Source organism: Renibacterium salmoninarum ATCC 33209 (genome assembly GCF_000018885.1).
Lineage (GTDB): Bacteria > Actinomycetota > Actinomycetes > Actinomycetales > Micrococcaceae > Renibacterium > Renibacterium salmoninarum.
This window is the reverse complement of record NC_010168.1, coordinates 2,090,423-2,113,294: the sequence shown is the minus strand read 5'-3', so window position 1 is coordinate 2,113,294 and position 22,872 is coordinate 2,090,423. Positions and strand designations below refer to the sequence as shown.

Annotated in this window: 20 protein-coding genes, 4 tRNA genes, 4 pseudogenes and 1 riboswitch; of the genes and pseudogenes, 12 read left to right on the top strand and 16 right to left on the bottom strand. The window is 56.8% G+C overall.

The features are described from left to right. Positions 1-25: 25 nt before the first annotated feature. From RSAL33209_RS10550 to RSAL33209_RS10520, 7 genes are all read right to left on the bottom strand, one after another. Positions 26-2,188: a 3-hydroxyacyl-CoA dehydrogenase NAD-binding domain-containing protein gene (locus RSAL33209_RS10550; protein WP_012245774.1), complete on the bottom strand. Its 2,163-nt coding sequence runs from the start codon at positions 2,186-2,188 to the stop codon at positions 26-28. After that, positions 2,185-3,477 carry a thiolase family protein gene (locus RSAL33209_RS10545; protein WP_012245773.1) on the bottom strand — a complete coding sequence of 431 codons (1,293 nt, stop codon included), beginning with the start codon at positions 3,475-3,477 and terminating at the stop codon, positions 2,185-2,187. Before RSAL33209_RS10545 ends, RSAL33209_RS10550 begins: the two co-directional genes overlap by 4 nt. Positions 3,478-3,540: 63 nt before the next feature. After that, positions 3,541-4,983: an HRDC domain-containing protein gene (locus RSAL33209_RS10540; RefSeq protein ID WP_012245772.1), complete on the bottom strand. Its 1,443-nt coding sequence runs from the start codon at positions 4,981-4,983 to the stop codon at positions 3,541-3,543. Positions 4,984-5,037: 54 nt separating this feature from the next. Next, positions 5,038-5,643 carry a DUF3000 domain-containing protein gene (locus RSAL33209_RS10535; RefSeq protein WP_012245771.1) on the bottom strand — a complete coding sequence of 202 codons (606 nt, stop codon included), beginning with the start codon at positions 5,641-5,643 and terminating at the stop codon, positions 5,038-5,040. 103 nt (positions 5,644-5,746) lie between these two features. Then, a complete protein-coding gene (locus RSAL33209_RS10530) occupies positions 5,747-6,814 on the bottom strand; it encodes a threonine aldolase family protein (protein ID WP_012245770.1) in 1,068 nt (355 codons plus the stop codon). A 91-nt stretch (positions 6,815-6,905) separates the two neighbouring features. Further along, on the bottom strand, positions 6,906-7,595 hold the full coding sequence (locus RSAL33209_RS10525) for an SDR family NAD(P)-dependent oxidoreductase (protein ID WP_012245769.1): 690 nt from the start codon (positions 7,593-7,595) through the stop codon (positions 6,906-6,908). Then, positions 7,592-9,022 (bottom strand): DUF6421 family protein, encoded by a 1,431-nt coding sequence (locus RSAL33209_RS10520; RefSeq protein ID WP_012245768.1) that lies wholly within the window; start codon positions 9,020-9,022, stop codon positions 7,592-7,594. The genes RSAL33209_RS10525 and RSAL33209_RS10520 overlap by 4 nt, the downstream gene beginning before the upstream one ends. Positions 9,023-9,251: 229 nt before the next feature. On the opposite strand from RSAL33209_RS10520, the gene RSAL33209_RS10515 reads away from it, so the two are divergent. Next, positions 9,252-9,677: an HIT family protein gene (locus RSAL33209_RS10515; protein WP_158539312.1), complete on the top strand. Its 426-nt coding sequence runs from the start codon at positions 9,252-9,254 to the stop codon at positions 9,675-9,677. Between the two features lie 155 nt (positions 9,678-9,832). Here RSAL33209_RS10515 and msrB read toward each other — a convergent pair whose 3' ends face one another. Next, positions 9,833-10,273, bottom strand: a complete 441-nt coding sequence (gene msrB, locus RSAL33209_RS10510) for a peptide-methionine (R)-S-oxide reductase MsrB (protein WP_012245766.1) — start codon at positions 10,271-10,273, stop codon at positions 9,833-9,835. A 13-nt stretch (positions 10,274-10,286) separates the two neighbouring features. Next, complete coding sequence (locus tag RSAL33209_RS10505; protein WP_012245765.1) at positions 10,287-10,778, bottom strand: hypothetical protein; 492 nt, start codon at positions 10,776-10,778, stop codon at positions 10,287-10,289. 99 nt (positions 10,779-10,877) lie between these two features. Between RSAL33209_RS10505 and RSAL33209_RS10500 the strand changes: the two genes are divergently transcribed. After that, positions 10,878-12,170, top strand: a complete 1,293-nt coding sequence (locus RSAL33209_RS10500) for an alpha/beta hydrolase family protein (RefSeq protein ID WP_012245764.1) — start codon at positions 10,878-10,880, stop codon at positions 12,168-12,170. Between the two features lie 213 nt (positions 12,171-12,383). On the opposite strand, the pseudogene RSAL33209_RS10495 reads toward RSAL33209_RS10500, so the two are convergent. Beyond that, positions 12,384-12,820 (bottom strand): annotated as a pseudogene (locus RSAL33209_RS10495) (SufE family protein). A gap of 43 nt (positions 12,821-12,863) precedes the next feature. Then, entirely contained in the window at positions 12,864-13,787 is a 924-nt protein-coding gene (locus RSAL33209_RS10490; protein ID WP_012245761.1) for a sulfurtransferase, read from the bottom strand. Between the two features lie 252 nt (positions 13,788-14,039). Between RSAL33209_RS10490 and zapE the strand changes: the two genes are divergently transcribed. After that, positions 14,040-15,080 carry a cell division protein ZapE gene (zapE, locus tag RSAL33209_RS10485; RefSeq protein ID WP_041685603.1) on the top strand — a complete coding sequence of 347 codons (1,041 nt, stop codon included), beginning with the start codon at positions 14,040-14,042 and terminating at the stop codon, positions 15,078-15,080. 15 nt (positions 15,081-15,095) lie between these two features. Here the strand turns inward: zapE and RSAL33209_RS10480 are convergent. Further along, positions 15,096-16,297 (bottom strand): annotated as a pseudogene (locus tag RSAL33209_RS10480) (benzoate/H(+) symporter BenE family transporter). A 291-nt stretch (positions 16,298-16,588) separates the two neighbouring features. Next, entirely contained in the window at positions 16,589-16,855 is a 267-nt protein-coding gene (locus tag RSAL33209_RS10475; protein ID WP_049758965.1) for an antitoxin, read from the bottom strand. Positions 16,856-16,985: 130 nt separating this feature from the next. Further along, positions 16,986-17,046: riboswitch (guanidine-III (ykkC-III) riboswitch) on the top strand. Between the two features lie 10 nt (positions 17,047-17,056). Here RSAL33209_RS10475 and RSAL33209_RS10470 point away from each other — a divergent pair. The 4 genes and pseudogenes from RSAL33209_RS10470 to RSAL33209_RS10455 form a co-directional block, all read left to right on the top strand. Then, positions 17,057-17,366: pseudogene (locus tag RSAL33209_RS10470) on the top strand (DMT family transporter). A gap of 115 nt (positions 17,367-17,481) precedes the next feature. Then, positions 17,482-17,772, top strand: coding sequence for a TetR/AcrR family transcriptional regulator (locus RSAL33209_RS10465; RefSeq protein WP_012245754.1), 291 nt, complete (start codon positions 17,482-17,484; stop codon positions 17,770-17,772). 7 nt (positions 17,773-17,779) lie between these two features. Beyond that, positions 17,780-17,962, top strand: a complete 183-nt coding sequence (locus RSAL33209_RS10460; RefSeq protein ID WP_041684684.1) for a hypothetical protein — start codon at positions 17,780-17,782, stop codon at positions 17,960-17,962. A 226-nt stretch (positions 17,963-18,188) separates the two neighbouring features. Further along, positions 18,189-18,599 (top strand): annotated as a pseudogene (locus RSAL33209_RS10455) (MBL fold metallo-hydrolase); the annotation flags it as partial. Between the two features lie 110 nt (positions 18,600-18,709). Here the strand turns inward: RSAL33209_RS10455 and RSAL33209_RS10450 are convergent. The 3 genes from RSAL33209_RS10450 to RSAL33209_RS10440 form a co-directional block, all read right to left on the bottom strand. Further along, positions 18,710-18,781: transfer RNA gene (locus RSAL33209_RS10450), tRNA-Val, on the bottom strand. A gap of 47 nt (positions 18,782-18,828) precedes the next feature. After that, positions 18,829-18,899: transfer RNA gene (locus tag RSAL33209_RS10445), tRNA-Cys, on the bottom strand. 69 nt (positions 18,900-18,968) lie between these two features. Next, positions 18,969-19,040, bottom strand: a tRNA-Gly gene (locus RSAL33209_RS10440). Between the two features lie 403 nt (positions 19,041-19,443). On the opposite strand from RSAL33209_RS10440, the gene RSAL33209_RS10435 reads away from it, so the two are divergent. From RSAL33209_RS10435 to RSAL33209_RS10415, 5 genes are all read left to right on the top strand, one after another. Continuing rightward, positions 19,444-19,515, top strand: a tRNA-Val gene (locus RSAL33209_RS10435). Between the two features lie 180 nt (positions 19,516-19,695). Further along, a complete protein-coding gene (locus RSAL33209_RS17575; RefSeq protein WP_155116080.1) occupies positions 19,696-19,866 on the top strand; it encodes a hypothetical protein in 171 nt (56 codons plus the stop codon). 114 nt (positions 19,867-19,980) lie between these two features. Continuing rightward, positions 19,981-20,727: a dienelactone hydrolase family protein gene (locus RSAL33209_RS10425; protein ID WP_012245750.1), complete on the top strand. Its 747-nt coding sequence runs from the start codon at positions 19,981-19,983 to the stop codon at positions 20,725-20,727. A 21-nt stretch (positions 20,728-20,748) separates the two neighbouring features. Next, on the top strand, positions 20,749-22,023 hold the full coding sequence (locus RSAL33209_RS10420; RefSeq protein ID WP_012245749.1) for a hypothetical protein: 1,275 nt from the start codon (positions 20,749-20,751) through the stop codon (positions 22,021-22,023). Further along, positions 22,020-22,862, top strand: a complete 843-nt coding sequence (locus RSAL33209_RS10415) for a hypothetical protein (protein ID WP_012245748.1) — start codon at positions 22,020-22,022, stop codon at positions 22,860-22,862. The genes RSAL33209_RS10420 and RSAL33209_RS10415 overlap by 4 nt, the downstream gene beginning before the upstream one ends. Positions 22,863-22,872 lie beyond the last annotated feature (10 nt).

Sequence of the window (22,872 nt, the reverse complement as noted above, 5' to 3'; positions counted from 1 at the left end):
TGCGACGGGGTTGGGGCGGAGTGGGTTAGGCGCGTGAAGCTACGCCCGGTGCGTGGAATCGCTTGCCGTTGACGCGCTCTGAAGCGCCGACGCGATCCAGATACGGTGTGATGCCACCCAGATACATTGGCCAGCCCGCACCCAAGATCATGCACAGGTCGATGTCCTCAGCCGCGGCCACCACACCTTCGTCGAGCATGAGCCCGATTTCCTCGGCCAGCGCATCTTGCGTTTGGACTAGAAGTGCTTCGCCGCTGATCGGAGTGTCCCCGAATTCAAGCAGGTCTAAGGTATCTTGCGGCACGAACGGGTTGCGGTCTTCGCCGATTTCCCAGATACCCTTTTTACCGGCGTCAATGAGTCGTTGCTGATTTTGCGAAACCCAGAACCGATCGCCGAAGGCGCTGTGTAGCGATTCGGAAACGTGTAACGCCACGGGAACGCCAACCATGGAAAGCAACGTAAACGGAGACATCGGCAAGCCCATTGGCTTCAAAGCGGTGTCTGCAGTTTTGGCGTCGGTGCCTTGGTTGAAGGCCCTAGCGACCTCGCCCATCAAACGGAGCAAAATGCGGTTGGCCACAAACGCAGCTGCGTCTTTGACCAGGACGGCATTCTTCTTTAGCGCTTTTGCGGTCTCAAATGCAGTTGCTAGCACCGCATCGGATGTCTTCGGCGCACGAACAATCTCCAGCAGTGGCATCACCGCGACGGGGTTGAAGAAGTGGAAACCTACTACGCGTTCTGGGTGCTTCAGATCGGCCGCCATTTCGGTTACCGAAAGCGATGAGGTATTAGTGGCCAGCACGCAGTCTGCTGAAATGATCTCTTCCAGCTCCGCGAAGACGTTCTTCTTGACCTGAAGTTCTTCGAAAACCGCCTCGATAACAAAGTCGGCGTCGGCAAAGGCTTGCTTCGAGACAGGGCCGGCCACAAGTGCTTTGGTCCGGTTTGCCGCGTCCGGTGAGATTCGCTTTTTAGCCAGTAATTTGTCGACTTGACCGTGCACATAGGCCACACCCTTATCGAACCGTTCTTGATCAATATCAGTCATGACAACGGGTACCTTGAGCTGCCGGGCAAACAACAGGGAGAATTGCCCCGCCATCAGTCCCGCGCCGACGACGCCGACCTTAGTTACTGGCTTAGCCAACGATTTGTCCGGGGCGCCAGCAGGGCGTTTCGCGCGTTTTTGCACCAAGTCCAAGAAAGCGTAAACCGTGGCGCGGAATTCATCCGTCTGCATCAAATCAGCAAGCGCATCGTCTTCTGCCGCAAATGCTTCTTCTTTCGACCAATTTTTGCCCTTTTCGAGCAGCTCGATCAAACGAAGCGGTGCTGGTGCCGCATCGGAGGTTTTCGCCTTGACCACAGCTTTTGCCTTAGCCACCGCAGCATCCCAAGCCGCAGACTGGTCGGCGATCAGCGGCTCGGAAACCGCATTGGCTCGCTCCACAGTGGTCTCGCCAGCGATGACCTTGGCCGCCCAGAGCAAGGATTGCTCCAAGAAATCGGCCGGCTCAAAGAGTTCATCGGCAATGCCCAGCTGGAACGCCTGCGCGCCCGACGTGGTGCGATTGTTGTTGAGCGAGTTTTCAATCATGACCTTGACGGCATTTTCCGGCCCGATCAATCGGGGGAGTAGATAAACACCGCCCCAGCCCGGCACTAGGCCGAGGAACGCTTCGGGTAACGCGAGAGCACCGGCGCCAGTGGAAACGGTGCGGTAGTTCGCATTCAGGGCGATTTCTAGGCCGCCACCCAGAGCTAGACCGTTGATGAAGACAAAGCTGGGTACGCCGAGGTTATTGAGGAGGCTGTAGACCTCGTGGCCCAACTGGGCCATCCATTTGCCCTGTTCGCTTTCACCGATCGAGCCGACGGCGGACAGATCCGCACCAGCGACCAGAAAGTACGGCTTACCAGTGATGCCGACGCCGGCGATCTCGCCGCGGGCGGTCCGCTCGCGCTGGGTTTCAAGTACCGTGCCAAGCTCAACCAGAGTATTCGGCCCCAGTGTGGTGGGCCGCTTGTGGTCCAGTCCGTTGTCCAAGGTGATCAGTATGAAGGTCTTTGGCTTTTCGCCCGGTAGTCCCGGCAACGTCACATCTTGAGCATAAGAATGTGTGACGACTTCGGTAGGGAAGAGGTCGGTGAGTTTACCGAACTGGTCCTTGATGCTGCTCATGCTGCGGCTCCTTCAAAATGCGGGTTGGCCCAGATGACCTTGGCGCCCATGCCCAGGCCGATGCACATGGTGGTGATGCCGTACTGGACCGAATGATCTTCTTCGAACTGCCGGGCCAATTGATTCATCAGACGCACGCCCGAGGATGCTAACGGGTGACCTACCGCAATCGCACCGCCGTAACGGTTCACGCGCGGGTCCTCATCGGCAATACCGAAGTAATCGAGGAAGGAAAGTACCTGAACCGCGAACGCTTCGTTGATTTCAAACAGACCAATATCGTCGATGCTCAGGCCAGCATTCTTGAGTGCTTTTTCGGTTGCTGGGACCGGTTCGATGCCCATGACTTCGGGCTCAACGCCGGCAAAACCATAGCTGACCATCGTAATTTTGACCGTCAGGCCCAATTCTTCAGCGGCTTCTGCTGAGGCCAAGATGGCTGCCGTCGCGCCGTCGTTAAGGCCTGCGGCGTTTCCAGCGGTAACCCGCCCATGCGGGCGGAACGGTGTCCGCAACGACGCCAAATCCTCCATCGTGGTACCCGGGTGCGGTGGCTCGTCAACGGTGTTGAGGTTCCAAACGTGGCCTGGATTTTTCTCCTCAGCGCTGTGCGGCTGCACCTTTGATGCGGCCACCGGGACTAGATCGGGTTGAATTTGGCCTTTTTCGTAGGCCGCAGCCAGCTTGTTCTGTGAATTGACGGCGTATCGGTCGGTGCGTTCTTTAGTAATTGCTGGGAACCGGTCGTGCAAATTCTCTGCAGTATTTCCCATGTTCAACGCGGCCGGGTCAACTAAGCTCTCGGACATGAAACGCGGGTTGGGGTCTGCGCCAGATCCCATGGGGTGGTGGCCCATATGCTCGACGCCGCCAGCAATGACGACGTCGTAGGCGCCAAATCCAATGCCCGATGCGGTGGTGGTAACAGCGGTCATTGCGCCAGCGCACATCCGGTCAATAGCGAAGCCGGGTACGGATTTCGGCAGGCCAGATAAGAGAGCGGCGGTGCGCCCGATGGTCAAACCCTGGTCACCAGTCTGGGTGGTTGCCGCGATCGTAACTTCGTCGATCCGCTCGGGAGGCAGCGAAGGGTTGCGTCGCATGAGCTCTCGGATACATTTGACCACCAGGTCATCGGTACGGACATCTGAATAAATGCCCTTTTCGCCAGTTTTTCCAAAGGGGGTTCGAACTCCGTCAACAAAAACTACCTCACGGACTTGCCGTGTATTTGGGCTCACCTGTTGCTCCTCTTTCCGGAAACTCTCAGGAGATCGGCGGGGCTCCATTGGTACACCGCACCACTAAGGCGATGTTACTCGTTAGTAACATCGCCTTTCAAGCAGGGACGGCTAGTCGTTGTGCGCTGTGGCCTCTTTTGCCGCTGTCTCTTTAGTCGGCAGCGGATCCGGATGGATGAACGCCTCGAGAAGTCCCGGAGTGTTCAGCTCAATTTGCCACGGGCGAGCACCCAGATCAGCAAGCGCTGAACCAAGCGATTCTGCGGAAATCTCCGCGGGCGGTCGCCATGAAATGCGTCGAACAAAATCAGGCGTCAGTAAATTCTCCACCGGCAGGTTCAACTGCTCAGCCAACTCAAATAGGCGGGGACGAACCGTGGCGAATCGAGCCGCTGCCGCAGGGTCTTTATCCGCCCAAGCGCGTGGTGGCGGCGGCGAACTGCTGGGTAGATGTAGCGGAGGCAGCTCTTTACTGGCCTTAGCTTCCGCGATGGAGCGCAGCCAGCGCGGTGCTTCTCGTTGGGCTGCGCGACCGTGAAAACCGGGAGTGCCCAATAGCTGCGGAACAGTATCTGGCATGGCGCGCGCTGCGGCGACGAGTGCGGAATCTGGTAATAAACGCCCGGGGGCCACATCACGATTCTGCGCCAGCGCGTCACGCTCTAACCAGAGCTGCCGAACCGCAGCCAATTGCTTTCGATCTCGAAGCTGGTGCACCCCGGAAGTGCGCCGCCAAGGATCAATTCTTGGCGGTGGTGGTCCTGCAGCCAAAATCGCTTGGAATTCCTGGGTTGCCCACTCTAGTTTGCCGTCGGCCTCAAGAAGTTCAATGAGCTCCTCGCGCAATTCAGCGAGGACTTCGACGTCTAGCGCTGCATACCGCAGCCAAGGTTCTGGCAGTGGACGAGTAGACCAATCAGCGGCGGAATGTTCTTTGGCCAGGCCAAAGCCCAGCAGTTGTTCGACGACGGCGGCTAGGCCAACCTTGGGTAGCCCAGCAATTCGGGCGGCTAGCTCAGTGTCGAACAGCGCACTGGGCCACATACCTAGCTCAGAAAGGCACGGTAAATCTTGGCTAGCTGCATGCAGGATCCACTCGACGCCGTTCAGCGCGTCGTCAATGATTTTGAGATCGTCAAATGGCTCTGGGTCAATCAGCCAAGTGCCGGCACCTTCGCGCCGAATCTGTACCAGGAACGCTCTTTGGCCATAGCGAAAGCCGGAGGCTCGTTCGGCATCTACGCCTGCTGGACCACTGCCATTTGCTAGCGCCCTAGCGGCCCGTTCCAATCCCTCGGCTGTGTTGATAATCAACGGCACGCCGTCGCGCGGAGCATTGAGTTCGATGATCTCTGGGATTGCCGAAAGATCTAGTGCCGTCCCATCGGCTAATTCGGGACCGGCTAATTCGGGACCGGCGCCCTCAGGGCTAGGTGCCACGAGGTTCTCATCTTTACCAGCATTTCCGGCTTTGCTGGCGGGGCGGCTGACCCGGCCAGATCGACTCCGGGTAAGTTTTTCGTTGGATTCGGTTCCATCGTTCGGCAAACTCATGATGGTCCTAGTTTATCTGTCAGTTGGCGCAAGTTGACCCAAGAACTATTCGTCTCAATTCCGACGCCTATTCGGTAACGCGCTGACGCCTTCTGGCAGCGGTGGCAAGCCGGCAAAGGTGCAGACCATATCTGACCACGCTTCTAAGTGCGCCTGAACATCTGAACTCTCGGGCGTCCAGGAAGCGCGCAGTTCAATATCAATGGCATCGGGGCTACCAGCCAAGGAACCGTAGCTTTCGGACAAAATTCGAGTAGCGGTACCGCCAGCGGCACGATAAGCCGCCTGGTGGGTTTCTAGGGCCTCAACGAGCCAGGTCCAGGCAACCGATCCCAGCATTGCATCGGTGCCAATATCAGCCTCTAACTGCGCACGGATATAGGTCACCACTCGGAAGGTGCCATCCCAAAGCGCTGAACCGTCTGGATCGTGCAACAGGATGAATCGGCCCGTGGCGAGTTCCTCCGGTTCCTCAGAGTCTTTGAGTTCTAAGCCAAAAGAGTTTTTGGCAAAGACCTCAGCGCCGAGCGCCACCGCGTAGGGGGAGAGTCGGGACGGTGCGGGGATTTCTTCCAGCCTCAATTCACTCCGACATGTTGCTTGTCGAAGTGTTCCTAACGCAGTCAGGAAATCAGAGGGAACCTGTGCTAGCGCGCTCACCTTTGCAGAATATACCCGGGCACCGACAATTACGCTCAGGCGCGCCGCCGTCGAGCGCCAGCACCGGCTTGCCCGGGCTAAATATCTTCTTCAGCAAGCGGTATTAGCGTGCCGCTTCGGCTCGGATTGCCGCTAGGAACGCATCGATATCAGCTTCAGTGGTATCGAAGGAGCACATCCACCGAACTTCACAGCGTGCTTCGTCCCAATCGTAAAAACGGAACTTCTCCCGAACTCGATCAGCGACGCCTTCTGGCAGGATCGCAAAAACGCCGTTGGCTTGGGTCGTTTGAGTGGCTTCCACCCCTGGAATCTGCTCGATTCCAGTACGAAGCCGGGTTGCCATAGCATTCGCGTGCGACGCTGAACGCAGCCAGAGATCGCCTTCTAGCAATGCGAGGAATTGTGCCGAGATGAAACGCATCTTTGAGGCAAGCTGCATGTTGAGTTTGCGCAAGAACTTGATTCCGGGCGCGGCGCTCGGGTTCAGCAAGACGATTGCTTCACCGAAGATCATGCCGTTTTTCGTGCCGCCAAACGAAAGTACATCAACGCCGGCGTCGGTAGTGAAGGCTTTGAAAGGCAGCCCCAGCGAGGCTGCCGCATTCGCCAACCGAGAACCGTCCATATGCAGCAACATGCCGTTTTTGTGCACATGATCGGCGATCGTGCTGACCTCTTCCGGGGTATAGCAGGTGCCAAGTTCGGTGACCTGGGTGATGGAGACCACCAAAGGCTGCGCGCGGTGTTCATCGCCCCAGCCCCAGGCCTCTTGATCAATCAACTCGGGCGTGAGCTTGCCATCAGGGGTTTCTACGGTCAGTAACTTCATGCCGCCCACTCGCTCTGGGGCGCCGCCTTCATCCATGTTGATATGTGCGGTTTTAGCGCTGATTACCGCACCCCAGCGCGGCATCATGGCTTGTAGGCTCACCACGTTGGCACCGGTGCCATTGAATACCGGGTAGACCTCGATGTCTGCGCCCGAAAGACTTGGGCCGAAATGCTTTTCGAACACCTGGGTGAGCTTTTCCGTGTAAATGTCTTCGCCATAGGAGACCTGGTGGCCCTCATTGGCGGTTGCCAGAGCAGCCAAGATCTCGGGGTGCACGCCCGCATAGTTATCGGAAGCGAATCCGCGCAGGTTTTTATCGTGGAGCGATTCGGTCACAGTGATGTCCTCATATTCAAGCGTTTGCGATAGTCAGGCGTACTTGGGATAGCCAGCAGACCTGTCTTCAGGCTATCCCAAAGTCGGCTAGCTATCCGAGACTGATGATGGTGCTGTTGAGACTTTCGGCGGTGTTCGTAAAGGCTTCTAGAATCTGAGTTCCGAGTTCATCAACGTGGGTATAGCCAGGAAATTTCCGTTCCGGCTGGGCCGTTTTCATCTCGTCGGTCAAGAGCGCTTTGACGCGTAATACTACGGCTGCGGCGGAAGCTGACTCGGTAGCTTGTTTCGCGAAGCCCTCAGCAAGGGCCAAGACCCAGGCCTCAGCCGCGGCTTTGGCCGCCACATAGTTGGCGTTCGATGCCGTCGGCTTGGCTAAGCCGGTTGAAGAAACTACAGCTAGGCGTCCAGCTTCAGTTACCAGCTCGGTGAAAAACTCTTGGCTGGTTAGTCGCAACGTTTGCACCACATTGCGCTGCAGGAAATCCCAATCAGCGTCGCTTTGCTCCGGGATTGAGCCGCCACCGCGCCAGCCGCCAACCAGATGAATTAGCCCGTACACGGGGCCGTACTGGCCGTTGATCTCCTGGCGCAGGCGTGCGACGTCGTCCGAATTGGCTAAATCGGCAACCAACCCGATGGCGCCGCTGGCATCGGCCGCGGTAGAAATCCGCTCCAGACTGGAGCCGACCGTAATAACCCGATAACCGGCGTCAACGAATACTTTTGCAGCGGCAATGCCGGCGGCTGAGGAGCCGCCGGCGATCAGAATATTCTTCATGCCCCTATTGTCTCTGAAGCCTCAGATGGATCGCCGATGTTGTCTTTTCCGGTAATACCAGTGGTTGACTCGATGATTGGACGCATCTTCTTCTCTAATGCTTCGTAGAACATCGACAGCGGGAATTCGTCGTCCAAAACCTGATCGGTGAGCGCGCGCGGCGGTTCATGCAGCGGCAGCGCATCGGGGCCTTTAGCCCAGACCGAGGCGGGGTTTGGCGTCACCGTTTCGGAGACCAATTCGTAGGCCGCAAGCCAGTGCGCGGTCTTAGGCCGGTCGATTGAGCGCCAGTAAAGATCGTGGATCTTCTCGCCTAATGCCACGATGACGTCGGCAACTTCGTCCCAATCGATGGTCAGCTTGGTGTCAGTCCAGTGCAGTACGTGGTGTTGGTGCATCCAAGCGAAGAGTAGCTGACCGCCAAGGCCGTCGTAGTTACGCACCCGGGAGCCGGTAATAGCGAAGCGGAAGATCCGGTCGAAGAGCACCGCGTATTGGACGAGTTTCGCGTATTTGCGCACTCCTTCAGAAGCGTTTTCGTCCTTCTCCAGCTTGACCGATTCGCTGAAAGCGGTCAGGTCGCAACGCAGTTCTTCGAGTGAGTACAAGAAGAAGGGCATCCGCTGTTTGATCATGAAGGGGTCGAAAGGCAGATCGCCGCGCATGTGGGTGCGATCGTGGATCAGGTCCCACATCACGAAAGTTTCCTGGGTAAGGTTTTGGTCGCCAAGGAACTCAGCGGCGTCTTCCGGCAATTCCAGCGAAGTGATGTCCGCTGCTGCCTTGAGTACTTTGCGGAAGCGAGCGGCTTCGCGGTCCTGGAAGATGGCACCCCAAGTAAACTTCGGCGTTTCGCGTACGCCCACCGACTCCGGGAAAAGTACTGCCGAGTTAGTGTCGTAGCCCGGGGTGAAATCGATGAAGCTGATTGGCACAAAGAGTCGGTTTGAATAGGCGCAAGCTTCTAGCTCAGCGATGAACTCGGGCCAGACAACTTTGACCAGAACGGCTTCTACGAAGCGGTTAGTGGAACCGTTTTGGGTGTACATCGGGAATACCACCAGGTGGCCCAGGCCATCAATGCGGTGTTCTTGTGGCTGGAAAGCTAGCAGCGAGTCAAGGAAATCCGGCACACCAAAGCCACCGTCAGCCCAACGACCGAAGTTTTTCACCAAAAGGGAGAGGTAATTCGCATCATGCGGGAAGTTTGGCGCAAGCGCATCGATCGATGCGGTGATGGTGGAGACTAGCTCAGTGGCGTGAGCCAAGTTTTCAGATTCCGGCACGGAGCCGTCTTTGACCTGGAGGCTTTGTAGCTCGGTGGCGGCGGATTTCAAATCGAGCCATGCCGGGCTGTTGCCAATGGCATCAAGTTCCTCGGCAGAGATAACGGTAATGCTCTCAGGTGTGGTCACAGTCTGGGTCATGGCTCGGTCCTTTCAAGTGTTCTTAACAATTCCTTTACACCGTAACAACAGATCAACGATTCTTATGCCTCAACTTAGATAATAGATAAGTATTACTGTTGCTTATGCCGTTGGCCGCGCGCATCACCATGAGGATTTGCTGGGCTGCCTGGCTATAGGTCTCGCGGAGCCGCTGCAAAAGAAGAGTAGATTCGCTGCATGATTTCAGGAATCGATGCATGCCTTTTATGTGAATGAGGTCTCAGGCCAGCTTGCCGTGCCAGGCGGCATGCTGGTCGAAACCGACATGGTTGTTGGGTTCCAGTTGCCAGTACTGCCAGATGCATCAGATGTCTACTTGGGCTATATGATGGTGACACCCAAGCGGCATAACCCGAGCTTTGGTACCTTGACTGCTGAGGAAGCTACCGACTTCGGCCGCGTCATGCAGCAGCTGACGGCGGCGCTGGAGGCGACAATCGCTGAGCGCGTGTATGTATTAGTCACCGGGCACAGTTATCCGCATTTACATATCCATTTGGTGCCGCGTCGTCACGGTACTCCGAAGGATGTTGCCTGGTTGGAAAGTGATTCTTGGCCGGGCGCCCGCCGGGGGAGTCAGGAGGAGGCAGCTGAGCTAGTTGAGCAGCTGCGGTCTGAGCTTCTCAACCGGTAAGAATAAAACGGCAAAAAATCTACGCGCGGGTAACTCGAAACCTTGGTGGCTGCTCCCCACGGGTGAGCACACCCAAGTGGGGTGAACCCGTTCTTCCCCACGCACACTTGTCTTAGCGTGGGGAAGAACGGACTAGGAATTTAAGCAGTGACAGATTATTCGGCCGGAACCAGCGTCATCGACACCGAGTTGATGCAGTACCGCTTATCTGTTGGGGTGCCGTATCTCTCGCCTTCGAAGACGTGGCCCAGGTGGGAATCGCAGTTGGCGCAACGTACTTCCACGCGGTCCATGCCCATGGTCCGATCATGGATGTACCGCACCGTTCCTTCTTCGGAGGGCGCGAAAAACGATGGCCAGCCACAATGTGAATCGAATTTCTCATTGCTGCGGAAAAGCTCCGCACCACAGGCACGGCACTTGTAGACGCCTTCGGTATGCGTATCGGTGTATTCGCCCGAGTAGGCCCGTTCAGTGCCCGATTGGCGCAGTACTCGGAACTCCTCGGGACTCAATTCCTGCCGCCACTCTTGGTCAGTTTTGACCACTGCGGGGGTGTAGCTGTTTTTGAAATAGCCAGCGTTTGAATCAGTCATACTTCTGTAACGCTCAGGAGTCGCCGATAAATCCCGATCCTGCATACAGGTGCAGGACCGGCAGGCCGAGTTTGTGCTGCGCCTGGCTGGCCCAATCTGTGCGGAAGGTGTCTTCTACTGCATGTGGCTCGGTGATGACAATGGCCTGCCGAGCCTGGCTAGCTTCTACCTCGGCAACTAAACCGGCGACGGCGTCGCCATCAATCACCTTGCCACTTACCTGAGCGCCACTATCAGCCAACGCAGCCAACGAGGCCGCTAAGATTGCTTCCGCACTGGTTCGGGCCTGGGCGGCATGAGGACGGCCGCCGAATTCCTTGAGCGCAGCAGGAATATCCCACAGCGACAGTTGGTCGATGACATCAACCAAGAGATTCCGGCGAGTGTCTTCCGGGACTAACAGCGTCAGTTCAATCTGCTCGCCGTCCTCGTAAAGTCCGCTGATGTTCTCCACGTCGATCTGAGCAAGCGCCGCTTCGGTGAGAATGATGATGGTATCGGTCATAGCCTAAGCGTATCGGCTAGTCAGCTCGACGACGTTGCGCAACGCAAATCACCGCACCTGGAGGCCCAAAGCCTCAAGTCCTTAAGGAACAATAGAAGCATGGCAGCACACCAAGACCGACAGCCGATGCCCAAGTTGATTGATGGCGAGAACGCAGCAGGGCGTTCCAGCAGTTGGCTCAAATGGAGTTTGCTAGGCGTTGCTGCCGGGACGACGGCGCTTTCGGTAGCGGCAGCTGGTAGCTCGGCATTGGCTGGCTACTTTGCGCGCCGGGTGGTTACGCCGGAAAAAGAGCAGCCGGATGATTTAGCGATTCTCGCGGTCTTGCGCGAAGGCGACGAATTCCACATTGTGCTGCCGGCAACAAAAGACACTACGGTTGACGGCGTCTACGGACTTGCCTTTGATGCTGGTAGTGGTCAAGCACGAATTGGTGCCATCCGTTCTTATGTGCCGCGCGAGGGATCGGTGACTCGCGTCGTTGAAGAGGTGCTGGAAGGCGATCTGCAGCACGCGTTGCGCGGACGGCTCACCGGTGCGGTCTATCGTGACCCAAGTGAGCTCGGATTAGCTGCCGAGGAAGTACTGATCAACTTGTCTGTTGGGCCCGCGCCCGCCTGGATTGTGCCAGCGGAACCGAGTCGGGCCCTATCTACCTGGGCAATCATGGTGCACGGGCGGGGAGCGCGGCGAACTGAAGGTTTACGGGCAGTGCGCACGGCCCGCGAACTTGGCCTGACGAGTTTGTTGATTTCTTATCGCAACGATGGCGATGCGCCGGAAACTGCGGATGGACTTTACGGCCTGGGCTTTACTGAATGGCGAGATGTCGAGGCAGCAATTGAGTTCGCGTTAAGTCGTGGCGCAAAAGACATTGTGTTGTTCGGTTACTCGATGGGCGGCGCGATTTCGCTGCAATTGGTTGATCAGAGCCGCTACCGTAGCCAAGTGATTGCTTTGGTGCTTGATTCCCCAGTGATCAATTGGATTGATGTCTTAGCGCATCAAGCAGCGCTCAACAAAGTGCCCGCAGCAATCGGCCGTTACGGGCAGCTTATGCTTAGCCATCCGCTGGGGCGGCGAATCACCGGCCTGGCTGCACCGGTCGATCTGAAGAGTATGGATTGGGTGAGTCGGGCGGTGGAACTACGTACGCCAACCCTGATTATGCACAGTCGAGACGACGACTTTGTGCCGTATGGGCCATCCAAAGAACTGGCGCGACGGAACCCAGAGATGGTGACGTTTGTTGAGTTTTCGCAAGCCGGCCACACGAGAGAATGGAACGTCGACGCCGCTCGCTGGGAGGCCGTGGTGACAGCCTGGCTCGTGCCCAGATTGGGGCGTTACGAACTTCCGAGAGATACCGTTCCAGAAGAATACCGAGATTAGTCTCAGCGAGCTCGGGACGGTTGCCGAAGGCTCCCGCAGATTAGGACCGCGCAGCTTGGGCCTGGCTTTGCCTGATATTGATGACGGTTGTTGTGCTGCTTATCTGCGGACGGGCACTGAGAAGTCCGAGCATTCAGTGCGTGTAGTAGAGGCCGCCAATCCGTAGGTCGGATTGGCGGCCTCTACTGATAATCGTGCAAGCGATAGAACCGATTAGGCGGCGTCTAAATCACGCAATTGACGTTTGATTCGGCCGAGCATCGCAGACATGCCACGCAAGCGCAACGGCGTGAGCGCACGCATCAGACCGAGTTTTCCGGCATATCGTCCGGAACCGCAAGGATCTCGGCAACACTGCGACCATTGAGACCTTCGTAGAGCACGCTGGCGAAACCGCGAGTAGTGGGTGCCTCAGCTGGAGCCGAGAAGAACAGCTGTACGGCGCCGTCGTCGGCCTTTTCAATCGTTAAGAAAAGCGGTGATTGGCACTCAACTACTTGTTCGAGCAATTCCAAGTGGTTCGCCAAACGGTCGGGCAAAGGCGGCAAAGTTCTGGAGAACTCGAGCAATAATTGCAATCGCTCTTTTTCTTCGAGCGCTTGGAAGTCGTCGATGATCTCGGCCAGGGCCAAAGGTATTGACGGCGGCATCTTGGTATCAGTCGCAGTTTCCAGCGTAGTCCTTTTACCGGGCCTAGTTGACCGAGCCGGGTTCTTCACCTTTGACGATCGGAACTCGAACCGCGTTGCCCCATTCAGTCCAGGAACCGTCGTAATTGCGCACATTGTCAAAGCCGAGCAGATGCTTGAGTGCAAACCAAGTGTGGCTAGAGCGCTCGCCAATTCGGCAGTAGGCAACCACGTCATCGCCGCCCTTTAGACCAGCGCAATTAAGGTAAATGTTCTCGAGTTCTTCTCGGCTGCGGAACTTACCATCCTCAGCGGCTGCTTTGGCCCACGGCACTGAAGCTGCGGTGGGAATGTGCCCGCCGCGCAGCGCACCCTCTTCCGGGTAGGCCGGCATTGACGTACGTGCTCCGGTGTATTCCTCGGGGGAGCGCACATCGATCAGCGACCCGTTGCCCAAGTGCTGCAGTACATCGTCTTTGAAGGCGCGGATTTCTTCGTCTTTGCGCTCAACCGGGTGGTACTCGGCTGGTGCTGGCGCTGAACTCTCGGTGGAAACCTCGCGGCCTTCGGCAAGCCACTTATCCCGACCACCATCAATCAAACGCACGTCTTGGTGGCCAAAAAGCGTGAAAACCCAGAGCGCATAAGCGGCCCACCAATTTGATTTGTCGCCGTAGATGACCACGGTGGTGTCCCGGCCGATGCCTTTGCTGCTCAGCAGCTGAGCGAAGGCTGCTCCGTCGATGTAATCGCGAGTGTCATGGTCGTTGAGGTCGGTATGCCAGTCAATTTTGACGGCGCCGGGGATGTGTCCGGTTCCGTAGAGAAGCACGTCTTCATCTGACTCGACGATTGCCAACTCAGCGGTGCCAACTTTTCCAGCGGCAATCGTATCGGCCACCCACTGGGTCGAGACTAAGCGTTCGGGGTGGGCATAACCGGAGAACTTAGTGGCGTTCTCGGTGTCTGTCTCTGGGGCAAGGCTCATGGTGTACTCCTGTTAGATCGGCTGGTCGTTGGCGGTGTATCACCTTCACACCAGCTTAACGACGTGCTCAACAATGCCGGAAGTTGAAAGCTTCCCGAAGTCACGTAAAGACACATCTAGCAAAGCCCCGATTTCGGTCTAGCTGGGGTAAGGGTGCGAAAATAACTGTGGTGCGAGCGCACAGCCTTCGATTGCCGTAGGCATATTTTGAATGATCTCAGAGCACGGGTGCCTGCCCGGAATGGATTGATTTTGGTACAGATCGAGCACCTTGCCACCCGCAGACCGGCAGTTTCCGTCGATGAATTGCTGCAGGGCTTCTACCCGTCGCCAAGGTTTGGCGAGGTTTCGTTCGATAGCTACCGTCCAGATCCGGCGCAGCCGTCCCAGGCTGCTGCGGTGACGGCGCTTCGGGACTTTGCTGCCTCATTCGGTGCTAGTAGCGCTCGCGGTTTGCGGAAATTTTTTGGTTCGAAAAAACCGGTGGCTAAGGCCGGAATTTATCTCGACGGCGGGTTCGGCGTTGGTAAAACTCACCTACTTGCCTCGCTCTGGCACGAAGCGCCCGGCCCCAAAGCTTTTGGCACCTTCGTTGAATATACGAATCTGGTGGGCGCGCTCTCGTTCCGTAAAACTGTTGAGGCGCTTAAGGAATACAAACTTGTTTGCATCGATGAGTTTGAGCTCGATGATCCGGGCGATACGGTGCTGATGTCTCGGCTGATGCGCGAGTTAGCTGACGCGGGCGTGCGGTTGGCAGCGACGTCGAATACCCTACCGGGCTCGTTGGGCGAGGGGTGCTTTGCCGCGGTGGACTTTCAGCGCGAAATCCAGGTTTTAGCCGATCAGTTCGAGGTGATTCGGATTGATGGCGAGGACTTTCGGCATCGTGGTCTACCGACTCCGCCGGCACCGTTGGCAACTGAAGAACTTGATGCAGCGATGGAAGCCGAGTTTGGCGGCGCTGAGCCGGAGAAAACCGTAGCCGTTGACGATTTCAGCACGCTTTTGGATCACTTGGCCGGCGTGCACCCGAGCAGATACCGGCAGCTGGTAGCTGGTATTGATGGCGTGGTGTGGAAAGACGTCAAAACCATTACGGAGCAGAGCGTGGCGCTCCGGTTCGTGGTGCTGGCCGACCGCCTTTACGATCGGGATGTGCCGATTTTAGCGAGTGGTGTGCCGTTTGATCAGCTTTTTACCGCCGAGATGATGGCTGGCGGCTACTTGAAAAAGTACTTCCGCGCAGTTTCTCGGTTGATGGCGTTGGCTCGCGAAGCTCAACAAGGCTGAATTTAGCCCGGTAGCTTAGTCAGATTTACGCGGGCTGAGCAGCCAGCTGACCAGAAGACCGGCAAGCAGCACCCAAAATGCCGCGCCGATGCCGAAGAAACTTAACCCGGACGCTGCCATCAGAAAAGTGATGCCGGCAGCAACCCGGTCATTCGCCTGAGCAAAGGCGGCCGAGATGGAACTGATGAAGGTGGAAAGCAGGGCCAGCCCGGCAACTGCCTCGACGACGCCGTGCGGTGCGGAAGCTACCAGGCTAACTAAAGCGGTGGACAGTGCGGCCAGCACCAGATAAGCCCAGCCCGCGCTGAAAGCGGCAATCCAGCGACGGTTCTTGTCCGGGCCGGCCTCTTCGCCTGCGGATAAGGCTGCGCTGAGCGCGGCAAGATTGATCGCATGCCCGCCAAAGGGCGCACCAGCCATACTGCCAATACCCGTGACGATCATCGAGGACCGCCATGGCGTCCGGAAACCCAAGGAAGCCAGTACCGCGACGCCGGGGATGTTTTGGGATGCCATCGTCACGATAAAAAATGGCAAGGCGATGCCAATCATGGCTTGCCAGCTGAAGGTCGGCGTAGTCCAACTAAAGGCAGGAAGCAGGTTAGCTGGGTCAATCCGTGCACCGGTGCTAGTCAGGTAGATGCCAATGACTAACAGGGCGGCAGCCAATGCCACTGGCACCGCCCAACGGGGCGCAAATTTGACCATGATTAGCCAGCACAAGATCACCGGCGCCACTAGTGCTGGGGTAGCGCCCAGTGCGGAAAAGGCTCTAGGCACAATGACAGCACCACGCCAGCCAACGTTGCCTGCGCCAACGACGTCGGTATTCGGCCTAGCAGCTTGCCTAAAGCCGGAATCAGCCCAGTGAGCACGATGAGCGCGCCCACGGCCAGAAATGCGCCGACGGCGGCCGGCCAGCCGTCGTCGATGGCGCCAGTGCTCGCCAGTAGTGCGGCACCAGGTGTTGACCAAGCCAAGGTGATGGGAAGTTTGCTGCGCCAGGACAAGATCAAGATGCCCACGCCGAAAGTGACGGTCAAGGCGAGTAGCCCAGATGCAGCTTGCGCGTCGGTTGCGCCTACTGCGTTTAAACCAGCCAGCACTACGGCAAACGAGGAAGTAAATCCGACCAGCGCAGTGATGATTCCGGCCACTATCGGGCGGGACAACGTGCCTTTTGTTGCTGGCGTGGTAGCAGGTGAGGTGCTTGGCATAGTTCTTCCTGGTCCGGTAAAAGCTTGAGTGTTGATCTTATGCAATACGTCGTCGCGCTCAAGGAGCCAGACGGCACTAGTTGGCCTTAGATTCCTCGTCTCGTGCCTGTAGCCAGCGCTGCGGACGGCCAGGATATCCCGTTGAGTTGGCGGGTTGAACGGGATAAATCGGAATTCCCCACTCGGTCAAGGGGGTAACTGGGAGATCCTGCCGCGTTAAACGCCAAGGGTGCCGGCGCCGCCTCTCGGCGGGGCCAGCACCCCGTTGACTCAAATCGTGGAAGCCGGGGCTTAGCCCTGAGCTTCGCCCTCCGGTGCAGGTGCCTCGGAAGGTGCTTCTGCAGGAGCTTCGCTAGATTCAGCTTCGGCGCTGCCGCCAGAAGCCTTATCAACGAATCCACCCACAGTGCTCTGGACCGAGTCGATCTGATCTTTGAACTTGTCACCGGTCTTGCTGTCGATGAAATCGCCAGCTTTCTCGATGCCGTCCTTGAGGGCGTCTTTATTGCCACCAACCAGATCCCCGGCTTTGTCCTTGATCTCGTCAAATAGACCCACGGGCACCTCCCTTCGATTACCGGAGCCAGTTTGCTCCTCTAGCCTTGATCCTAATCGGGACGCGTCCCGGTTGCTAGAGGGTGTTAGATATTCGGTCATCTATCGTTTCTGCAGGCAATGTGAAACAATCAAAGGGCCAAAGGCGCCCGGACGAGGTGCGCCGTACCCGGCCAGCGACAAGACGGCGTAAGAAGGTAAATCATGGCATGGATAATTTTGGCAATTTCCGGTGTTTTAGAAGCTGTTTGGGCTACTGCCTTGGGCAAATCTGAAGGTTTTAGCAAGCTCTGGCCCAGCGTAATTTTCGGGGTCGCAGTGGTGGCAAGCATGATTGGCTTGGGCAATGCGAACGCTCCCGGTCGGCACGGCCTATGCGGTATGGGTCGGAATTGGTGCGGTACTAACCGTTGCGTATGCCATGATCACCGGCACTGAAACCGTTTCGCTACTGAAAATCTTGTTGCTCTTGGGCATTGTTAGCTGCGTCGTGGGCTTGAAGCTGCTGCACTGAAATTGTGAACTGATTGAATAAAAGTGGTCCTCGGCAATCGTGCGGGGGCCACTTTTTTGTTGCTTGCGCGGTTAACCCTAAGTAGGTAACGTTTGTTACCTACTTAGGCGAGCAGATGCCAATACCGCCAGGAGAATCGATTGATCCGGAGCGTGCTCGACAACGGATTATTGAAGTCTGCGATTCAGTGTTCGCCAGCCGAGGTATTCATCTAGCAGGCATGAACGAAATTGCCGTGGCCACCAAGTCCTCAAAGGCGTCAATTTATAAGAACTTCGGCTCCAAAGAGGGTCTGGTCGAAGCAGTATTGGACCATCGCAGCCGCCAGCCGCCAGGCGCAACGGTGGATCAGGTCAGTCGCGGAACTTCACCCGCCGGGTATTGCGCGAATCCTGGCGATCTTTGACCTGCTCTTGACATGGTTTAGTGCGGAAGATTTTGCTGGCTGCGCCGTGGTGAGTGCTGCAGCTGAAGAACGGGTGAGTGGCGGTGTGGCCACGGTTTTGGCTCGCCGGAACCTATCCGCTTACCGAGGCTTTCTCCGTGAAGAACTCGACGCCGTCGGCCTTGCCGGAGCTGCCGAGCTGACGACGTAGCTGCTGGTTCTTATCGAGGGTGCCACGATGGTGAGCGCGATCGAGCAGGATTCTTCGATTGCCACCGCTGCCCGCAGCTGCGCTGCACTGCTCTTGAGCGCTGGCGATTCATGCCCTGACTCACAATCAACTGGAGGAACGAATGCCACACGGTCATCAGCTTGATAGCAATCTTGGAAGTCAGCAATGAGACTACGCAGATTGGGCTGGGCCGTTTCGAGTAACCGCGTGCCCCGCCGTCGACGGGTTAGGTGATTTGCAGATTTCCTGGGTTGTGGACACAGGAGACCTGCGCATTTTTCATGGCGGTGACACTATGTTCCACGGGTATTGGTGGTTAATTGCTCAACGGCTGGGTCCGATAGATATTGCAGTTTTACCAATCAACGGTCTGGTGCTCGCGGAGGTGCCCAATTTGCATCCGTCCAGTCCCTTGCCTTCAGTCTTATTACCGGAGCAGGCAGCGGTTGCTGCACATTTGCTGGGCGCTAGCATCGCGGTCCCGATGCACTATGGTCTGGATCGGCCACCGCTTTATGCGCGAACGCCCGATGCTGTTTGGCGGTTTGAGCGAAGCGTGCGCGAACTGGGCATCAGACCAGCTGTTTTAGCGGCGGGGGAGTACCTCGTCCGTTAGCTTCCCAAAGGATGGTGGAATGCTGGACGGTGAGAATGAAGACTATGAGAACAAAAAAGCCACCCGCTTGGCGAGTGGCTGGAATGTTGCCTTGAGCGCAACCATCCGAGTGGGCGATACTGGGATCGAACCAGTGACCTCTTCCGTGTCAGGGAAGCGCGCTACCGCTGCGCCAATCGCCCATTGTCTATCCGCGTCTTTCGTGCAATCAATACAGATTGCAGTCGAGAGGTGGGAACGGGATTCGAACCCGTGTAGGCGGCTTTGCAGGCCGCTGCCTCGCCTCTCGGCCACCCCACCGTAGTGTAATGCTCCGGCATTTTCGTCAAACTAGTTTGACTACCGGAGCACTATCGACAGTTTCCTGCGAGCGGATGACGAGATTCGAACTCGCGACCCTCACCTTGGCAAGGTGATGCTCTACCACTGAGCCACATCCGCAGAAGGAACCAATTTTCATTGTGAATCAATGTTTTCCGAGCCGGCTTAGTGGCCGTTTCGGTCTTCATTTCCTCGTGTTCCTGCGAGTAAAAACTCTATAGGACGAATCAGTAAACGCAAAATCAGCATTTTTTCAGGGTGTCGTTTTGCGGCATGGAGATCGATAAATGATGCCAATTTGCCCTGTGATTCCGCGGGAAGAGAAGTATTTTGACCTCGATCCGGAAATTAGTTTTCGGGGCGGCTAGCAAAGTTCATCCTCAGCAGACGCACGAGGAGCTTCGGCTATTCGTTCTCCGGTCCGAATCGCTTTGTCGTGGTGCTGATTGCGGGTCTGGCCGTCCAAGGTTTGTCAATTAGGTCTCGACGTCGAAAGTCGGCTAAGCTTTTTGAGCAGCTTTAGGGGCGATTGGCGCAGTGGTAGCGCGCTTCGTTCACACCGAAGAGGTCGCTGGTTCGAACCCAGTATCGCCCACCCCTTATGCCTGGAATTCCGCCACGGCTCTGCCGTGCACGTGAGCCCATTCAGTCAGCACGTACTCAAACTTCTCGCCCGGGCTCTGACGTTCGGCTAAACCGTAACCAGGCAATCGCCGCGACTTTCACTCGGGTTACCGATATTCCCTGCGGTTACATTCCTATGCCAACTCAGGACTTGATGATCATCATGCCCGAGTTTGGCCACGATGATGCGCCGATGTTCCAGTTTTTCGCCGACCGGGATCTCATCGATTGTGATCGAGATATTTCGCTCTTGCGCTGGCTCCATCCAGGCTTGTTGAGTTTTGCAGACTGGCTGCACCAGGCCGACTGGACGGGTGTCTGATAGTCAGCTGCCCTCAGTTTGCTCCGATGCTTGCTGATTTGACTGTGCTGCAACCGGTTTGGGCCGTGGTTCGGCCGACGACGCCAAGCGTAAAGCCAGTCAAGAGGAGCAAAAATGGGTGAGCGAATTGATTTGACCGATATTGCTGCGGAGCTTGGCGGTTCCAAAACTCTCAACGGTTATTTGGCGACGCCCGCTGGAGAAGGTCCTTGGCCAGGTGTCGTGATGATTCACGAGGCAACTGGGCTCGATGACGTGCAGCGCCGCCATGCTGATCGACTGGCGGGTGCCGGCTATCTCACCTTGGCTGCGGATCTCTTTTCCGACGGCGGGGCGCGTCGATGTTTGGTGTCGACAATGCGCGCCATGCGTGCGGGCCAAGGCAGGGCCTTTGCCGATATTGAAGCCTCCCGGCAGTGGTTACTCAAAAGTGAACTCTGCAATGGACAGACCGGTGTGATTGGGTTTTGTATGGGCGGCGGGTTTGCTTTGCTGACCGCCAAAATGGGGCATCACGTCGCTTCAGTCAACTATGGGCAGCTGCCCCCTAAAACCGAAATGCTCGACGAGGCGATGGCCGGTACTTGTCCGCTGATCGCCAGCTACGGAGCGAAAGATCGAACCCTGCGAGGCGCCGCCGGAAAGCTGGAGATTGCGCTCAATAAAGCAGGTGTGCCCCATCAGGTCACCGAATATCCGCAAGCGGGACAAGCCTTTCTCAATGACGAACCGACCGGCCCAAAGCTTATCCAGCCTTTGATAAGGGTGATGGGGATCGGTCCAGAACCAGAGCCGGCGGCAACCGCCTGGCGAAGAGTTGAAGACTATTTTGCGCTGTACTTGAAGCCAAACCAGGCCTAGTTAGTCGCCTAAGCTGTTTTCATGGCTTCGACCGAATCGCAAAAGGCTCGCTACATCACCGAACAGTGGTTCCGGGAACAAGGATTGCCGTACTTTGTTGACCGTAAATCCCGAGGACGTCGGTTACTTGCCCGATGTGCGCCGGTCCTGCTGTTTTTCGCCTTAGCAGCCCTCGCCTGGGCAATCTACTCGCACTCTTCTGCCATCGGGTTTCTGAGTGACGAGACTTCTGAGTTGAATGATACGCAGGCGCTAGTCCTGGTTTCATTGCCAGTAGCCATCATCGTATTGCCCTTGATCGTTGCGCTGATTGCGCGTCGGTACTTCACCATGAAGTTTGCCGCGGCACGCACGCTCGCGCTGGCGTCGATTGTGTTGCTTATTCTGATCAATCCGTTGATAGCTATTGGCTCGCCAGAAACGTCCTGGTGGAGTGAAATCTGGCAAAACGTTGCCTTGGTGCTGCTGGTCTTGGCCCTGGGCTGGTTAGGTTTGGGCTCTTTCTTGGGCTGGAGCGTGCGAGCAGCTTTTCGGCAGCTGTCGGCGATCTGGTTGTTGGCCGCTGTCGCTTTGCCGTTATTAATTCTGGTGGTCATCTTTGCGTTCTATTCGCAAGAGATGTGGCAAATGACCGCGAGTTTGCAACGGGGACAGGTCTTTTGGCTGCTGATGTTTCTGCTCGGGATTGGCTTGCTGTTTGTTATCTACAGCGCTCGCAAAGAACTGCGAGATTTACCGGAAACACTGACTCCTGAGACCCGGGAACTGCTCCGCGGCAATACGCTGCTTGCTGGCATTCAGGAGTCGCAGCGAGGTAGCTGGAAGGAACTAAGCCGCACTGAGCAGGCCAATGTTGTCTGGGTCATGGTGCTTGCCCAGTGCCTGCAAGTACTGATCTTTGGGCTATTGGTTTTTCTCTTCATGATGGTGCTCGCTAAGCTGTCGATTCCAGCTTCGTTGGTCGATCAATGGGCGGGCCGCCCTGATGTGCCATTGCAAATGTTTGGTCTGAATTTGCCGATCGGTCAAACTCCGGTGCGCGTATCCGCATTCCTGGCCGCGATTGGCGCGCTCAACTTTGTCGTTTCGGTCAATTCGAGCAAGGACTATCGGGACGCGTTCTTCGATCCGCTGATTCAGCAAACTGGCAAGGCCTTAACGGTGCATGCTGCGTATCAGGCCTATTTCGACTCTGCGGCAGAAGTGCCGCTGCCTGATCCGCGAACCGTGTCCGATCCGCAGACCGAATCGCCGCCGGAGAAGTTGTCGGCCCAAGATGACATAGTGGATTCATGACTCAGCCAGCCCTAGCCCATGCCACAGCTTTTGGTCGAATGTATGCTCGTTCGCTGAGCGAGCAGCCAGCAGCGCCATCGATCACCACGGTTATTGGGTTGCAAGCCATGGATCTTAATGGCTGGATTGGCTATATGGCAGCTAAGGCATTAGCTGATCATGTTGGTCTGCCAGAGGCGGTTGGCCGTGCGGAAAAAATGCGGCTTTTGGTGCGTGGAGCCGCCTCAGCTGCTGAGGACTACCGAAATGCGGCCGCTGAGCGTGGCGATCGAGTGCATTTTTATGCTGAGCAGGTCTCGTTACAAGCGCTTGAACGCGATCATGAGCTGGAACGAGCCAGAACCCAGCTTGCCGAGAATGGCGAGAGCGCTTATGCAGATCGGTTCGATACTTGGTGGCAGGATTACGGCGTTGAACCGTTGGTCCCTGAGGTGACTATTTGGAACCAAAGCGTTGGCTACGCCGGCACGATGGACTTAGTCGCCAAGATCGCGGGGCGGCTTTGCCTGATCGACTTCAAAACCAAAGGTACCGACCGCAATGGCCAGATCAAGGCAATGGATCCCAAAGTGGTGATGCAGCTCGTCGCCGGTATGAAAGCTGAAGAAAGCTTATTGGATGCCACTTCGGGGCAGTGGGAACAGTGGCAATATGGCCAAGATCCGCTGTTGCTTGCCGTGGCTATTGGTGAAACGGAAGTTTTGCCAATGCGAGCGAATCCGGAAATTCTGCCCCAACATTGGTACAAGTTCTGTGCACTGCGCAGATTGTGGGAGCGCAATCTTGAAACGGCAAAGGCTGCCGCCCCGCTGTTGCCTGTTCCACCGCCTCAGCGTTGATGTTGTGGCC